Here is a 15,798-nt window from a genome sequence, read left to right as displayed (position 1 = left end):
GTGCGCAGGTGTGTCTCAGGCGTCGATCAACCGCTGGAGCGAGGGCCCGCAGAGGTCGGCCAGCCGCTCGGGCGTGGCCAGTTCACCGGCGCCGGGCCGGTGCAGGCTGAGCGCCGCGCCGATCCCCAGCAGCTGCCCGGCGATCAGCTCCGCGCGCAGTTCGCGCTCATCGCCGGTGAGGCGGGCGGCCAGCCGGGAGGTGACCTGGTCGCGGAAGCGCTCATTGATCAGGGAGCGCTCGTCCGCGTTGCCGAGGGAGAACACGACGCGCAGCAGCGGGTCGGCCTGCTGGGCGCGCCGGCTCCGTACCAGCGCGACCACCATGTGCCGGCCGAGCGAGCCGAGGGGTGCGTCGAACAGCTCGTCGGCGGCCGGACCGAAGTCGGTGACCGTGTTGAACAGCTCCTCCTTCGTGCCGAACCGCTTCACGATCAGTGAGGCGCTCACGCCCGCGTCGGCGGCGATCCCCCGCATGGTCACCTCGGCGTACGGGCGCCGGGTGAACGCGCGCCGGGCGGCGAGCAGGATGGCATCGCGCCCGCTGGTCCCCGCGTCGGCACCCGTACCCGTGCCTGTGCCTGTGCCTGTGCCTGCACCCATCCCCGTACCCGCATCCGTACCGCCAACGGTCATGCATCCTCCCGGACAGGCACCAGCGAACCCCGCTCTCCGACGCTACCGGCCGCGACCGCCGACCTGCCCGGGATGCACAGCGTGACGACCAGCGCGGCGAGTGAGGCGCCCGCCGCGATCAGGAAGACCAGCAGATACGCGTGCAGGGTGGGCGCGGTGCGGCCGCCGACCCGGAAGGTGACGTTGGCCAGTACGGCGGCGACCACGGCGGAGCAGAAAGCCTGCCCGACCGAGCGCATCAGAGTGTTGAGCCCGTTGGCCGCGCCGGTCTCGCTCACCGGGACCGCGCGCATCACCAGCGAGGGCAGCGCGGAGTACGCGAGGGCGGTACCGGAGGCCACCACGGTGGCGCCCACGATGATCAGCCAGAGGCTGTGGCTGGTGAAGAAGCGCACCACGTAACCGACGGCCAGGACGCCCGAGGCGAGCGCGAGCGTGACCTTGGGGCCGTACCGGGCGGAGATCCGTGCCGAGACCGGGGAGAGCGCGACCATGGCGAGCCCGCCGGGCAGCACGCAGAGGCCGCCCACCACGATCGAGGCGCCGAGACCGTATCCGGTGCTCTTCGGTTCCTGCACCATCTGGGCGGTGGAGAGGGAGTTGGCGTAGAAGGCGAAGCCGATGAGCAGCGCGGCGAGGTTGGCGAACAGCACCGCGGGCCGGGCCGAGACCCGCAGGTCGACCATGGGTGAGGAGACGCGCAGCTCGTAGCGGCCCCAGACGAGCCCGATCACGACCGCGCCGGCGAACAGCCCGACGACCCGGGCGGAGCCCCAGCCCCACTCGCCGCCCTGGGTGGTGGCGAGCAGCAGACAGACCAGCGCCCCGCTGAGCCCGAGTGTGCCCAGCACGTCGAACCGGCCACGCGTACGCAGCGAGGACTCCGGGACGAAGGCCAGCACCAGCACGATGTCCAGCACGCCGAGCGCGCCCGAGGCCCAGAACATGGTGTGCCAGTCGTAGTGCTCGACCACGAGCGCGGCGATGGGCAGCCCGACGGCCGCGCCGATCCCCAGCGTGGAACTCATCAGGGCGACGGACGACAGCACCCTGGCGGGCGGCAGTTCGTCCCGCATGATGCTGATCCCCAGCGGTACGACGGCGAGCGCGGCCCCCTGGAGCGCGCGCCCGGCGATCAGTACCCCGATGTCGGAGCTGACCGCGCAGAGCACGGACCCGACGACCAGTACCCCGAGCGCGGCGACGAGCACCCGTCGCTTCCCGTACATGTCCCCGACCCGCCCCAGCACGGGCGTACAGACGGCCCCGGTCAGGAGCGTGACGGTGACCAGCCAGCTGGCGGCGGCGGGGGTGGACCCGGTGAGCGCGGGCACGTGCGGCAGCAGCGGCACGACGAGGGTCTGCATGACGGCGACGACGACACCGCAGAAGGCGAGGACACCGACGAACATGCGGGGGTGGGGAGCCTGGTCGGCTTCGGCGGGTGCGCCTGCGGGTGCTTCGGGTCGGGGTATGGCCGGGGGCATGGCGCTCCTTCGGGCTCGCGCTGTGGCGTGGGACCCCTGCGCGACGTCGGGGGGTGCACAGGCGTTCACCCCTAGGGTAAACGTCTGTGCACCCCCGATGGGAAGCCCTCTGCGAGATCAGCGCCTGACGGGCACACCCAGTCGCGGGGTCGGCAGCAGATCGAGCCGCGCCGTGCGCATGACCGGCGGAGCAGCGGCGGAACCAGCGGCAGGGAGAGCGCTCGGGCTATTCATCGGTCCGTTCACCGAGCCGTTCACCGAGCCGTTCACCGAGCCGTTCATCGGTCCGTTCACCGGTCCGTTCGTCAGGCCGAGAGCAGGGCGAGGCGGCCCACCAGCAGCTCCACCCTCTGCTCGGTGTCCTCCGGCAGCAGCCGTCCCGCCCGGGTCAGGGTCGCGATCCCGTGCAGGGACGCCCAGAACACCTCGGTGAACAGCCCCGGGTGAACATCCTCCCCGGCGACCTCACCGAGGCACTCCAGCAGGGCGGCGAAGGCATCCTTGAGAGGTGCGGGGGTGTCCTCCTGTGCGTACGCCAGGCCGCCGTCGAGCTGGAACAGGGCGTCGTAGACCGCCGGGTTGCGCTCGGCGAAGTCGAGGTAGCCGCGGGCGAGGGCCGCGACCCGCTCGCGCGGAGTGTTCGCAGTGGAGGCCGCGGCGCGCACCGCCGCGGCCAACTCCGCAGCGCCGTCGAGGGCGACGGCACCGATGATCTCGCGCTTGCCTCGGAAGTGGCTGTAGAGGACGGGCTGGCTGTACTCGATGCGCTCGGCGAGCCGACGGGTGGTCACCGCGTCCCAGCCCTGCTGCTCAGCGAGTTCGCGGGCTGTCGCCACGATGAGTCGCTCGCGCTCCGCCCGTTCGCGCTGCTTGCGTTCCTGTACCGACATGATTCGATCCTAGCACCGCTAGACAAGAGAGCAGCAGCAGTACTAGCGTTGCCTCAACAGCTAGCAACACTAGATTCCAGGGGGACAACAGATGCTCGACACACTTGAGGTCGTCACCACCGTGGTCGTGGGCGTGATGGTGGGGGTGGAGTTCTCCGTCGCCTTCGTCCTCAATCCGATCCTCAACGCACTCCCCGAGGACAGCGGCCAACTCGGCCACGCTCACGGCGGCCGGATGCTCGGCGCCGTCATGCCGGTCTGGTACATCGGCTCGCTCGTCCTCGCCGCGGTCTGGGCCGTCGCCGGATGGAACCACCACGGCACCGGCCTCGTCGTCACCGCCGCCGGACTCCTGATCCTCAGCGTGATCATGTCGCTCCTGCTGCTCGTCCCGATCAACAACCGGAACAAGACGTGGACCCCCGAGAACCGGCCCGAGGACTGGAAGGAGCAGATGAACCGCTGGCTCCGCTGGCACTACGTCCGCGTCGCCGTCCTCATCGGCGCCTTCGCCCTGCTGGTCACCGCCCTCACCTGAGCCCGCGGGCTCACCCGCCCGGCCGTCAGCCGCAGCCGCAGCCGCAGCCGCTCGACCGTGCCCCCGAAGTGCGCTGGATGCTGCCGATCAGGGCGGCCGGCCCCTCGGGGGCCGACCCAGCCGGGTGCGTGGTGGGCAGCGACTCCGCAACCTGAGCCGGCTCGACATCGGCCCCCACCCGCACCGCATAAAATGAATCGCCCACCTGCGCCCGCACAGCCCCACCCAGCCACCCCGGAGGCTCCCTCCCCGTGCCCGACGACATACCGCTGCGCCCGCGCCTGCGAGGCGACTGCGCGAACTGCTTCGGGCTGTGCTGCGTCGCTCTCCCCTTCACCGCGTCCGCCGACTTCGCGGTCAGTAAAAGCGCAGGCAGGCCCTGCACCAACCTCCAGTCGGACTTCCGGTGCGGCATTCACACCCAGCTGCGCGACAAGGGGTTCCCGGGCTGCACCGTGTACGACTGCTTCGGCGCGGGCCAGCAGGTCTCGCAGGTCACCTTCGTCGGCCGGGACTGGCGGCAGGCGCCGGAGACCGCACAGCGGATGTTCGACACGTTCCCCGTCGTGCGCCGGCTCCACGAACTGCTCTGGTACCTGACGGAGGCGCTCACCCTCGCTCCGGCCGCCCCGGTCCATCCCGGCCTCCGGGACCTCCTCGAAGCCACCGAGGCACTCACGCTGCTCGGCCCGGACGAACTGGCCGCCCTGGACGTCGGCGCCCACCACCAGAAGGTCAACGAGCTGCTGCTCCGCACCAGCGACCTGGTCCGCGCGACGGCGTACCGGGCGGACAGTCCGAAGACGACCCGGCCGAAGACGAACCAGCCGAAGAACGACCAGGCAAGGAAGAACCGCTCGAAGAAGATCCAGGCGACGAAGAAGAACCTACGCGGCGCGGACCTCATGGGCGCCCGCCTCCGAGGCGCGGACCTGCACGGCGCCACACTGCGCGGGGCCTGTCTGATAGCCGCCGACCTGACGAGCGCCGACCTCCGCCTGGCCGACCTCATCGGCGCCGACCTGCGCGACGCCGACCTCACCGGCGCGGACCTCACCGGCTGCTTCTTCCTCACCCAGCCCCAGCTGAACGCGGCAAAAGGCGACGCGACGACCAGACTCCCCCGGTCACTGACCAGACCTGACCATTGGGGCGCGTAGAGACGGCCTCCCGGCAACCCCGTGCTCCTTGCTTCACCCGTCCGGGCGACCGTTTCGCAAGCCCGCCCAGCAGCCCGGCCCGGCCTACCATGATGTTCTCGACACCAGCCACCAGGAGGCCCTCATGTCTGCCGCAGCAGTCGAGCACCCCTGTGACGGCGAGCCGCCGACCCTGCTCGAAGAGGCCGACCTCCTCATGGAGCAGCTGCCCGGCTACCGCGTTGAGATCATCGGAGGCATCCTCACCGTGACCCCGCCCCCGGACGCCCCGCACGCGCGCGCACTCACCAAGATCATGCGCCCGTTCATCGCAGCTGAGCTGGACGACGGGGAGACCGAAGTGCTCCAGGGTGTGGGGGTGTGGCTGCCGACCGGCTCGGAAGACTTCGTCATCCCCGATCTTGTGGTGGTGGACGCGGACATCGACGCGCATGTCATCGCGCACAACTGCTACGACCCCGTGGTCTTCCGCCTCGTCCTGGAAGTCACGTCGAGCAACTACAACCAGGACCTGCGCGCCAAGGTGTCCGTATATGCCGAGGCCGACATCCCCGTCTACGTGATCGTGAACCGCAAGCACCACCGCGTCCACGTCCTCACCGAGCCGGTCGGCAGTGACTACGCCAGTCACCAGATCTTCGCCGCGGGCCAGCAAGCCCCGCTCCCTGCCTCGATCGGCGGTGACGTCACCCTCGATGTCGCCGCGGTCCTTCAGGCCGGGGCAATCGTCCGCACCAAGGACTGATCCCGCCCGCACCGCTGGGCGCGGCGAGAACGAACCTCACCTCCGCCGCCTGCCGAACAGCCGCTTCACCCCCATGAACAGCAAGAACAGCACAGCGAACACACCCACGCCCCACGCCGTCGGCGACCCCTCGGAGCCACCGGCCCCGCCACGCCCCGCATCGGATGAACCCCCGCTCCCAGTGGACGACTTGGCCCCCCCGCCCGCCCCCTTCGGCTTCGCCACCGGGAAGCGCAGCACCCGGCTCTGCGCCCCCTCGGAGCCCATCATCAGCGCCGATCCGTCCAGCGTGTAGGTCACCGACTCGGCCTGGCCCTGGAACGGCACGCCCAGTTGGTGTTCGGCGCCGAGTCCACCTCCGGGCTTCCAGTCGTACGACTCCGCGCCCAGGTAGCCCCGCAGTGTCAGCTGCTTGCCGTCCGGGGAGAACGCGCCGTCGGTCACCCACGGCACGTCGTCGATCCGCCGGAATACGTTGGTCTTCGACGCCGACAGCTTCGTGGGCCCCACATAGAGCCCGCCCTTGGTCTGGTTCTTCGACGCGATGTAGACGCGGCCCGTCTTCGGGTGGACCATCAGCGCCTCCGCGTTGCGCGGCCCGTCGGCGTACTTGACGGTGAACTGCGTGGCGTGGACCGTCTCTTCCTTCTTCAGCTGCTTCGGCTCGGGAAAGCGGTAGATCCAGACGTGGTCCCAGCTCCCGTCCAGGTTGTCGCCGATGTCCCCGACGTAGATGTCACCGTCGGGCCCGATCGAGATCGCCTCCACATCGCGCGGCGCTCCGACACCGCGCATCGTGACCCGGGCAACGGTCTGCCCGGTGTTCGAGTCCACCGCGTAGATGTACGGGCCGTCGCCACTGTCGTTGTGGGTCCAGTAGATACCGGGGTGGAGGCGGCTCGCGGCCAGGCCGCTGGACTCCGTGATCCGGGGATCCTTGATCGTGAAGCCGCCGTCGTCCGCCACCGCCGGCCCGGCCGGGACGAGGGCGAACAGGACGGTGGCCGCAGCCCCGGCGACGTACTGAAGCGAACGCATGCCCCCAAGACTGCCACCCCCGTGCCATCGGCGATGATGACGGGATGCGTCTGAGGATGATGTTCGTCGGCGACTCGATGACCATAGGCCGGGCCGGCGACTACACCTGGCGCTACCGCATGTGGCAGCACCTGGGCGACAGCTGCGAGATCGTCGGGCCGCGCACCGGGCTGTACGAGTCGAGCACGGCGTACGCGGACCCCGCTTTCCCCGCCGGGGCCCGCCGCCATCTGTCGGGCTGGGGCGAGGGCTGGCAGCACATGGCCCCGGTGATCCGCGAGACGGTGACCGCACACCGGGCAGACCTGCTGCTCGTCTCCCTCGGCCTGATAGACCTCGGCTTCTACACGGACGCCGAACAGACCGCGCTCCACGCCCACCGCTTCCTGACCGAGGCGCGCGAGGCGAACCCGCACATCCGCGCGGTGCTCCTCCCGGTGATCCCGAACATCCGCGCCGAGACGGACGCGCCGTTCGCGGCGCAGGTCGCCCACTTCAACGTACTGCTGGCGAAGACGCTCGCGGACCTGGACGAACCACGCTCACCGCTCCTGCTGGCCTCGCGGCCGGAGACGTACGACATCCACACGGATACGTACGACGGCACGCACCCGAACGAGAGCGGCGAACGGAAACTGGCGGGCGCCTTCGCGGACGCTCTGCACCAGGGGTGGGGGATCGGCGGGCCGTCACCCTCGTCCCCCTTTCGTAGCAGCTGAGAAGTGTCAGATGTCGAGGAAGCGGACGTCCTTGGCATTGCGCTGGATGAAGTGGCGACGGGCTTCGACGTCCTCACCCATCAGGACGGAGAAGAGGTCGTCGGCCACGGCCGCGTCGTCGAGGGTGACTTGGCCCAGGACGCGGTGGTCGATGTCCATGGTGGTGACGCGCAGTTCCTCGGCGTTCATCTCACCCAGCCCCTTGAACCGCTGGATGGAGTCGTCCTTGACCCGGTGTCCGTCCTGTCGGCCGCGGTCGAGGAGCAGGTCGCGTTCACGGTCGGAGTAGGCGTACTGAACGTGGTCCCGGCCCCACTTGATCTTGTAGAGCGGGGGCCGGGAGAGGTAGACATGCCCGTGCTCGATCAGTGGCCGCATGAAGCGGAACAGGAAGGTCAGCAGCAGGGTGTTGATGTGCTGGCCGTCGACGTCGGCGTCCGCCATCATGATGATCTTGTGGTAGCGGAGTTTCTCGATGCCGAAGTCCTCATGGACCCCGGTACCGAAGGCGGAGATGAGTGCCTGGATCTCCTGGTTGTGCAGAATCTTGTCGATGCGGGCCTTCTCGACATTGAGGATCTTCCCCCGGATCGGGAGGATCGCCTGGAACTCGGGGTTACGGCCGGACTTGGCCGAACCGCCGGCGGAGTCGCCCTCGACAATGAAGATCTCGCTCTTCGCCGGGTCCTTGGACTGGCAGTCCGAGAGCTTGCCCGGCAGAGCCGCCGACTCCAGCAGGCCCTTGCGGCGGGTCAGGTCGCGGGCCCTGCGTGCCGCGACCCGGGCGGTTGCCGCCTGGATGGCCTTGCGGACGATGCCGACCGCCTCGACGGGGTTACGGCCGAACCAGTCCGTGAGGTGCTCGTGCACGACCTTCTGCACGAACGTCCTGGCTTCGGTGTTGCCCAGCTTGGTCTTGGTCTGGCCTTCGAACTGCGGCTCGCCCAGCTTGACGGAGATGATGGCGGTCAGACCCTCGCGGATGTCCTCACCGCTGAGGTTGCCGTCCTTCTCCCGCAACAGCTTCCGCTCGCGCGCGTAACGGTTGACGACCGTGGTCAGCGCCATGCGGAAGCCCTCTTCGTGGGTGCCGCCCTCATGGGTGTGGATGGCGTTGGCGTACGAGTACACGCTGTCGGCGAACTGGCCGTTCCACTGCAGCGCGACCTCCACCGACACCAGCCCCTCGGTGTCCTCGGCGGCGATGGAGATGACGGAGGGGTGAACCGGCTCGCCCTTGCGTCTGTTGAGATGGGCGACGTAGTCGATGATGCCTCCGCCGTACCGGTAGGAGACCGTCTTCGCCGCCTCCTCCCCGGCGGCGTCCGAACCGGCATCATCCGCTGCGGCCGTCGCGCGGGCGGACGGGCGCTCATCGGTCAGGGTCAGGGTGAGCCCACGGTTGAGGAAGGCCATCTCCTGGAAACGCCTGGCCAACGTTTCGAAGGAGTACTCAGTGGTCTCGAAGATCCCGCCGTTCGCCCAGAACGTCAGCGACGTGCCCGTCCTCGAAGTGGCCTCGTGGCAGGCAAGCGGCGCAGTGGGTGCCCCGTCCTCGTAGTCCTGGCTCCACCGGTGGCCGTCGGTCCAGATCTCCGCCGACAACCGGCTCGACAGCGCGTTCACCACCGACAGGCCCACTCCGTGCAGACCGCCGGAGACCGCATACCCGCCGCCCCCGAACTTCCCGCCCGCGTGCAGCACCGTCAGGACAACCTCGACAGCCGGCTTCTTCTCAACCGGGTGCATCCCCACCGGAATGCCGCGCCCGTTGTCGACCACCCGCACGCCGCCGTCGGCCAGGATCGTAGCGTCGATCCGGTCGGCCACCCCGGCCAGTGCCTCGTCGACGGAGTTGTCCACGATCTCCTGCACCAGGTGGTGCAGGCCGCGCTCGCCCGTCGATCCGATGTACATACCGGGCCGCTTGCGTACCGCGTCGAGACCGTCCAGGACGGTGATCGCGCCGGCGTCGTACGCAGCGGACCCGGCATGGCCGTTCCGCTCCGGGCCATGAGCACCGGTGGTGATCTGGGCGCCTGAACTGTTCACAGATGGTCTCTTTTCGGGCACGGCAACCCGCCGCTCCTGCACGACAGTGCGGAAGCGGGGGCGGGTCGCTGGACGGAAGAACGGGCCGAACGGTCTGGGGGCAGGCCGAAGAAGACCTCCACGGCCTGTGGGTCCCGGCACCCGTAAGGCACCGAGCCACCCGTCAAGATACCGAAGATCCTGCCCGAAGCTGGGGCGAGAAGGCCCTCACGTGGCCCCATGGAGCCCGATAACCCCGAAGGGCAATCCCCCCTGCGTCGAACCCGAGTAAATCTGCGAGAGGACCGCACAGGGGGCTTGTTGCCATCAGGGCGTGAAGGGCTACAGAGACTTTTTCGAGCGCGCCGCACCCTGCCGTGCGCCCTGGCCTCGGTCGGCCAGGAGGGGCCGGATCCGAGCCCTGGTCCCGGTCAACTACGTTGATCGTGTACGGACCAACCAGAATCGGAGAACAGCAATGCGGTACGAGTCGTCCGCACGGCCGGACGCGTCCGGTACGCCCTCCACCGGTACGCCCTCCACCGCGAGGCCGACCTCGCGCCGCCGGCTGCTGGGAGTGTCCGGCGCGGCCCTTCTCACAGCGGCGTGCAGTGCCACGAGTAAGCACTCGGGCGGGAAAGCGAGTAAGCAGCCGGGCCCGACGAGCAGCAGCGCACCCACCGGCGAGGCGCCGAACGGTGCGCTCGGGTTGAACTTCAACGAGGACCCGTCCGACCTGGACTTCGCGGAGATGACGGCCCTTTCGGCGAAGTGGGTACGCGGCTTCGTCCCGATGACGGACGATCTCGACACGCTCGCCGCGACCCAGCAACGGGCGGTCGCCAAGCTGCTCGACGCGAGCGGGAACGGCTTCCGGACGATCCTCTCGATGAAGTTCCAGTTCCGCACCCCCGCGCGGCCATTGCCCGAGGCGGGCAGCGCGGAGATGGCGGCGCAACTGAAGCGCGTGGACCGGGTACTGGACGCTGTGATGGGGAAGACGGACATCCTCACCATCGGCAACGAGCCCTTCCTCGAGACGATGAAGGACGAGCGCGACTCGCGGCTCAATGTGTTCTACGAGTACATCGCCGAACACGTCATCGCCTACCGCAAGAGAAAATTCCCGCAGGGCTGCAGGACCCGCCTGTACATGGGGGCGCTCAACCACCTCGACCGGAAGGAAGAGCGCACACAGGCCACTGAACGGTGGGTCGCCTTCGTCAACAGGAAGCCGGAGATCGAAGGTCTCGACATGCATCCGCACGTCGACTCCCTGCAGGCGGCCGGCCAGTACGTCCAGTACGTCGTCTCCCGCCTGGACAAGGGGAAGAAGTTCCTCGCCACGGAGTTCTCCCTGGTGCTGCTCTGGCAGAAACACATGGGCGACCCGATTCCGGCGGCCTACGCACAGAAGTACCGGGTACCCCCGAACACTCGCGTGTGGCAGGTGATCGGCAACGCGATCAAGAAGCCCTTCCCCCAGGAACGGTGGGACGACTTCCTCACGATGAGTCCCTGGTTCGTATCCAACAAGGACTATCTGACGCAGCAGGTACAGATGTTCCGGGAGACCGGGAAGCTCGCGGTGGCCACCTACGGGGCGGTGCAGATCGAATCCATGCAGACGGGCTGGGGCGCCGACAAGATGCCGTGGATCCTCAACCCCCCGTACGCGAACCGCACGGTCAGGGAGGAAAACGGAAGGGTCGGGCGGACCACCGTCTGGTACGAGTCGTTCCGTGGACTGCAGGATTCCTGAGCGGTCGGCGGTCGGCGGTCCGTGAAGCGAGTTGGCGGGCTGCGAGGAGAGTCGGTGGTCTCCGAGTGGAGTTGACGGCCTCCGAGTGGAGTTGACCCGGTCTGCGTCCACCGGCCCGCGGTGGCCGGTCCGAGTTGACTGGTCCGCGTCGACCGGTCCGCGTCGACCGGTCCGCATTGACTGGTCCGCGCGGAGATTCCGGGGCGTTGTCAGACCCTCATGTCACGCTCAGGGCATGGGATTCTTCGATGATCTGGTGGTGCCGGAAGAGCCGGCCGGCGAGCGACCCGTGCTGATCCGGTTAGGGCCGCCGGGGGAGGACGACGGTCGGCACACGCCGCCCGTCGACCGGTTCGCGCCCGTGGTGCTGCCGCACCTCGCCGTGGTCGGCGGCGGTCCGGATGTCCGGGTGCTCCTGACGGGATGGTCGGTGTGGCCACGGTCGGTCACCTTGCACCTGGCGGTGTTCCGCAAGGTGCGTCTGCAGAAGGCCGACTCGCCGCGTCAGTCCGGGCTCCGCGTGGGTCTGCTGCTCTCCGACGGCCGTCGGCTGACTTCGCTGGACGGTATGACGCAGCGGCGCACCTCGTTCACGGGGCCGCGAGGGGAGCCGGTAAGTGCGGTGCAGCCGCAAGCAGTCGGGATGGTCCCGCTCGATCCGGGCCTGCACCAGTCTCACCGCTCCCTGTTCAAGACTGATGTCGACCTCTACCTGGCGGAGCTCCCACCTCCAGGGGAGACGCAGTTGGTTGTCGAGTGGCCGGACGAGGGGATCGCCGAGACCCGCAGCCCGGTCGAAGTGGGGTCGCTCCACGCTGCGTCGGAGCGGGTGCTTGAGGTCTGGCCGGGGCTTGAGCCACTGGAGCCGGCGGAGCGGACGGGTACGTTCATGCACGTGGAGATGGGCGGACCGCCGTCGTTCCTGGCGCCACCCCTGACGGACTCCCAGCTGGAGACGGCGCGTCGAGAGGAGGAGGCCCGGCAGCGCTACGCACCGAGAGCCGACTGGGAGGGCATGGGATACCGGGACTGGGCGGATACGGCCCTGGTCCGGGCCCGGTTGGAGGGAGGTGCGCCGCCCGGCACCGAGGCCCGGCCGCTCGGGACCACGCCGCTGCACAGGGTGGCCGAGGCGGGGGCGGCGGATGCGGTTGCGGCGCTCCTGGCGTACGAGGTGGAGACCGACGTACGTGACCAGGACGGGCACACACCGTTGTGGTACGCCGCCCGGAGCGTGGACGAGGGCAGTGTCCGTGCGCTGATCGACGCCGGGGCGGATGCGTGGACGCCTCAGTCGGGTCCCTGGTCACCGGGCCGGTTGTTGCTGACCACACCGCTCGCACCGCTCGTCGCGGAACTGCCGGGTGCGGTGGAGCTGCCCGCCGACGAGGCCGCCGCCATGCAGGCGGCGGACGCGCTCATCACGGCTTTCGGCGAGCAGCCCTTGTGGACCGACGGGCTCGGTATCGCCTTCGTACGTGGCCTGAGCGAGGACGAACTGATCCGGCGGCTCGGTGCCGACCCCGCGCAGTGCCCCAGAGCGGTCCTCGACGAGGCGCCCTTCGGCGAGGAGGACTACGAAGCGTGCCTCCGCCATGTGGGCGTGACGAGGGTGGACGGTGACCCCGGCGGATGCGTGATCACACAGGACGGGTACATGCCGAGTGACGACGCCGTACTGGAAGCGATATCGGCGGGCACCTCCGCCTACGGCGTGTATTTCAACCCCAAGGGCGGGACGTTCGGCACCCTGGCCCGGGACGGCGAGACCGTCGCATACGGGGAGATCGGCCTCTACCCGCAGGAGTCGGACCCGGCCGCGTACTGGAACTTCCGTTTCTGGCAGACCGAGCACCCGTTCCCCTTCGGCGCCAACGCCCTTGCGTACGCCTGTGATGCGGCCGGCCTGAGGATCAGCGACGGCCGGGAAGCAGTGGACCGGGCCGCCCCGCGCCGCTGGGTGGCGCTGCCCGAGCGGCTGCAGCGCTGATCTGACAAGTCGGCCGCTTTGGCTGGGGCGAGGGGGTGGGAGCCGCGTGGCGCATCTGCCCAAGGCGCTCGACGCGCTCCTCACCCGCCTCAGACAGCCACTTCGGCACAGTCCCGGCCCCGGTCCCCGTCCCAGTCCCAGTCCCAGCCCCCCATGCCGCATCGCCGGGTGCCGTTTCGGTCACGCCCGCAATGCGTCGATCGCGGTGTCGATCGCGGCCAGGGCCGCGGTGCTGTCGAGGCCTGCCCGCGATACGAGCGAGAGGCCTTGGACGATGTAGAGCAGTAGCTGGGCTTGGGCCTCGGGGCGGGCGTTGTCAGTGACTTCCCCGGTGGCCTGTGCGCGGCGGAGTGCGTCGGTGACGATGTCGGCGAACCGGCGATATGAGCGGGCGACGAGTTCCGTGGCTTCGCTGTCGTGGGGTACGAGTTCCGCGGTGGTGTTGCCGACCAGGCAGCCGTGCGGTGCGCCCACCTCGGAGATCATTTCGTCCAGGCGTGCCGGGTGGGTCAGGATCTCGCGAAGCGCCGGCAGGAGCGGGTCGGTGTCGAGTGCCGGGATCAGGCGTTGCTCGTACACATCCCAGTAGAGCCTGACGGCGTCGAGATAGAAGCGGCGCTTGTCCCCGAACGTCCCGTAGAGGCTGCCGCGTTCGACGGCCAGCGTGTCGACCAGGTCTTGGATCGATGTCGCCCCGTAGCCCCGGGACCAGAACAGCTCAAGTGCGCGCCTCAGCGCCTGGTCCTTGTTGAACTCGCGAGGTCGTCCGGTCCGTGCCACCTGTCCGACTCTACGACTTCTTGACAGGGCGTTCAAGAAGTCTTAGCTTCGATCCCGTTATTTCTGGAACGCCCGCACGGAAGTCATGGCCTTGCGGTGTGGGCAAACCACGCGCCTTCTGGCGCCCAGTGAGGGGAACAAGTTCATGGGTCGTCTTGCGGGAAAGCACGCACTGATCACAGGCGGGACGAGCGGCATCGGCCTTGAGGCGGCCCGTGAGTTCCTCGCCGAGGGAGCGTCTGTCGCCATCACCGGCCGATCACAGGAAAGACTGGATGAGGTCGCCCGACAACTGGAGGGCCCGCTGCTGCCCATCGTCAGCGATGCCGGCGACACACCAGCTCAGGAAGCTCTCGCCGCCCGGCTGCAGGCGGAGTGGCCGAAGCTCGACATCCTGATGAGCAATGCCGCCGACGTCACCCACCTTCCGATCGAGGAATGGACCGAGGAAGACTTCGACAGGCTCCTCGCAACCAATCTCAAATCGCCGTTCTTCCTGATCAAAGCCCTGTTACCGCTCTTCTCGCGAAAAACATCGATCATTCTCGTCGGTTCGGTTTCCGCTTTCGTCGGGCACGAGCATGCGACGGTCTACGGTGCCGCCAAAGCCGGCCTGCTGTCCTATACCCGCGGGCTGACCTACGAGTTGAAGGACCGGGGTATCCGTGTCAACGGACTGAGTCCGGGGCCGACTGCCACCAACGCGCTCCAGCAGCTTGGTCCCGAGCGTCAAGCCGCCGTCTACGAGGAACTTCGGCGGACCGTGCCCCTCCACCGCATAGGGACCGCCACCGAGATAGCGAAGGCAGCTGTCTACCTCGCCTCGGACGAGTCCGCCTACACCGCCGGCACCGTGCTGCGCGTCGATGGCGGCATCGGAGAGCTCGCGTACTAAGGGCTGTCCCGCAATTCCCGGCGGGCGTCAGGCGCGCCACACACCAGTCACACATCAGTCGTAGAAGTTCCGCTGCCACCGGTGCTTCGCCAGTACGGCGAGCTGCTCCGCGGTGAGCACCCGGCCGTCGCTCAGCGCCGTGTTGCGCTCCACATTGCGTACGGTCCGCATCCCGGGGATGACAGTGGAGACCGCCGGCGAACTCAGTACGAAACGCAGCGCGGTCTCCGCGATCTCGTCCGGCGCGATACCGAGGTCGGCGACGATCGCCGCCACCCGCCGTTCGACCTGCGCCGGGCGGTCGTCGCGGAAGTACCGGTGCCGCCAGTCGCCCTCCGGGAACGTGCTGTCCGCGGTGATACGGCCGGTGAGGCCGCCCTCGTCCAGCGCCACCCGCACGATGACCCCGACGCCGTGCTCCTCACAGGCGGGCAGCAGCGCGTCGGCGGGCGACTGGTCGAAGATGTTGTAGATGACCTGCACGCTGTCCACGGCCCCGCTGCGTACGAGCGCGAGCGCGTTGTCCGGCTCGTGGTCGTTGACGGAGACGCCGAACAGGCCGATCTTCCCCTCCTGTTTCAGCGCGGTGATCGTCTCCAGCCAGTCGCCCCGGCCGACCCAGTCGTCGCTCCACACGTGGAACTGCAGCACATCGAAGTGGTCCAGCCCGCCGGCCCGCAGACTGGTCTCCAGGGTCTTACGGATGTGCGCACCCGGAAACACCTCCGCCGGGTCAAGACCGAAGGGCGCCGGCCAGACCCGGTTCATGGGCGGCACCTTGGTCGCGACGCGCACCTCGTCACCGGCCCGCTCCCGGACGACACGGCCGACGATCCGCTCACTCTCGCCGTAAAGGCGGGCGGTGTCGATGAAGTTCACACCGAGGTCGATGGCCCGGTGCAGAGCCCGGACGGACTCGTCCTCCGTGGCCCCCACCCAACTGCTCTCACCGATGCCCCAGGCGCCGTAACCGATCTCGGACACGGACAGTCCACTGCGTCCCACTGTGCGGTATCGCACCATCATCCCCAACGTCTCGGCGGAAATCTCCCTGACGGTAGGCGACTTGGCGGGCGGCCGCAGCCGGTTTTCCCGCACGGCGGTCCGCCACCCCCATCGCTCCAGCGACC

General features: G+C 68.9%; 14 protein-coding genes. 7 read left to right on the top strand and 7 right to left on the bottom strand.

The window, feature by feature from the left end; genetic code table 11:
* Nucleotides 1-15 precede the first annotated feature (15 nt).
* The 3 genes from OG452_RS19815 to OG452_RS19805 form a co-directional block, all read right to left on the bottom strand.
* On the bottom strand, nucleotides 16-600 hold the full coding sequence (locus OG452_RS19815) for a TetR/AcrR family transcriptional regulator (RefSeq protein ID WP_327296908.1): 585 nt from the start codon (nucleotides 598-600) through the stop codon (nucleotides 16-18).
* Between the two features lie 29 nt (nucleotides 601-629).
* Complete coding sequence (locus OG452_RS19810) at nucleotides 630-2,120, bottom strand: MFS transporter (RefSeq protein ID WP_327296907.1); 1,491 nt, start codon at nucleotides 2,118-2,120, stop codon at nucleotides 630-632.
* A gap of 305 nt (nucleotides 2,121-2,425) precedes the next feature.
* Nucleotides 2,426-3,010, bottom strand: coding sequence for a TetR/AcrR family transcriptional regulator (locus OG452_RS19805; protein WP_327296906.1), 585 nt, complete (start codon nucleotides 3,008-3,010; stop codon nucleotides 2,426-2,428).
* A 91-nt stretch (nucleotides 3,011-3,101) separates the two neighbouring features.
* Here OG452_RS19805 and OG452_RS19800 point away from each other — a divergent pair, with 91 nt between their 5' ends.
* The 3 genes from OG452_RS19800 to OG452_RS19790 all read left to right on the top strand — a co-directional run bounded on the left by OG452_RS19800 (nucleotide 3,102) and on the right by OG452_RS19790 (nucleotide 5,453).
* Complete coding sequence (locus OG452_RS19800; RefSeq protein ID WP_327296905.1) at nucleotides 3,102-3,548, top strand: DUF1772 domain-containing protein; 447 nt, start codon at nucleotides 3,102-3,104, stop codon at nucleotides 3,546-3,548.
* A 251-nt stretch (nucleotides 3,549-3,799) separates the two neighbouring features.
* The gene (locus OG452_RS19795; protein ID WP_327296904.1) at nucleotides 3,800-4,708 is read left to right on the top strand and encodes a pentapeptide repeat-containing protein; all 909 of its coding nucleotides are present in this window, start codon (nucleotides 3,800-3,802) and stop codon (nucleotides 4,706-4,708) included.
* Nucleotides 4,709-4,832: 124 nt separating this feature from the next.
* Nucleotides 4,833-5,453, top strand: coding sequence for a Uma2 family endonuclease (locus OG452_RS19790; protein ID WP_327296903.1), 621 nt, complete (start codon nucleotides 4,833-4,835; stop codon nucleotides 5,451-5,453).
* A gap of 36 nt (nucleotides 5,454-5,489) precedes the next feature.
* Here OG452_RS19790 and OG452_RS19785 read toward each other — a convergent pair whose 3' ends face one another.
* Nucleotides 5,490-6,491, bottom strand: a complete 1,002-nt coding sequence (locus OG452_RS19785) for a WD40 repeat domain-containing protein (protein WP_327296902.1) — start codon at nucleotides 6,489-6,491, stop codon at nucleotides 5,490-5,492.
* Nucleotides 6,492-6,535: 44 nt separating this feature from the next.
* Here OG452_RS19785 and OG452_RS19780 point away from each other — a divergent pair, with 44 nt between their 5' ends.
* The gene (locus OG452_RS19780; protein WP_327296901.1) at nucleotides 6,536-7,210 is read left to right on the top strand and encodes a GDSL-type esterase/lipase family protein; all 675 of its coding nucleotides are present in this window, start codon (nucleotides 6,536-6,538) and stop codon (nucleotides 7,208-7,210) included.
* Between the two features lie 6 nt (nucleotides 7,211-7,216).
* Here OG452_RS19780 and gyrB read toward each other — a convergent pair whose 3' ends face one another.
* Nucleotides 7,217-9,241, bottom strand: coding sequence for a DNA topoisomerase (ATP-hydrolyzing) subunit B (gyrB, locus tag OG452_RS19775; RefSeq protein WP_327299700.1), 2,025 nt, complete (start codon nucleotides 9,239-9,241; stop codon nucleotides 7,217-7,219).
* Nucleotides 9,242-9,719: 478 nt separating this feature from the next.
* On the opposite strand from gyrB, the gene OG452_RS19770 reads away from it, so the two are divergent.
* Entirely contained in the window at nucleotides 9,720-11,003 is a 1,284-nt protein-coding gene (locus OG452_RS19770; RefSeq protein ID WP_327296900.1) for a hypothetical protein, read from the top strand.
* 235 nt (nucleotides 11,004-11,238) lie between these two features.
* Entirely contained in the window at nucleotides 11,239-12,993 is a 1,755-nt protein-coding gene (locus OG452_RS19765; protein WP_327296899.1) for an ankyrin repeat domain-containing protein, read from the top strand.
* Between the two features lie 180 nt (nucleotides 12,994-13,173).
* On the opposite strand, the gene OG452_RS19760 is transcribed toward OG452_RS19765, so the two are convergent.
* Complete coding sequence (locus tag OG452_RS19760; RefSeq protein ID WP_327296898.1) at nucleotides 13,174-13,773, bottom strand: TetR/AcrR family transcriptional regulator; 600 nt, start codon at nucleotides 13,771-13,773, stop codon at nucleotides 13,174-13,176.
* Nucleotides 13,774-13,918: 145 nt separating this feature from the next.
* Between OG452_RS19760 and OG452_RS19755 the strand changes: the two genes are divergently transcribed.
* Entirely contained in the window at nucleotides 13,919-14,668 is a 750-nt protein-coding gene (locus OG452_RS19755; RefSeq protein WP_327296897.1) for an SDR family oxidoreductase, read from the top strand.
* Nucleotides 14,669-14,722: 54 nt separating this feature from the next.
* On the opposite strand, the gene OG452_RS19750 is transcribed toward OG452_RS19755, so the two are convergent.
* Nucleotides 14,723-15,688 (bottom strand): aldo/keto reductase, encoded by a 966-nt coding sequence (locus OG452_RS19750; RefSeq protein WP_327299699.1) that lies wholly within the window; start codon nucleotides 15,686-15,688, stop codon nucleotides 14,723-14,725.
* Between the last annotated feature and the right edge of the window lie 110 nt (nucleotides 15,689-15,798).

The sequence above is a fragment of the Streptomyces sp. NBC_01197 genome (assembly GCF_036010505.1).
GTDB lineage: Bacteria > Actinomycetota > Actinomycetes > Streptomycetales > Streptomycetaceae > Streptomyces.
The sequence above is the reverse complement of the archived record's forward strand: the minus strand, read 5'-3'. Positions and strand labels throughout refer to the sequence as shown.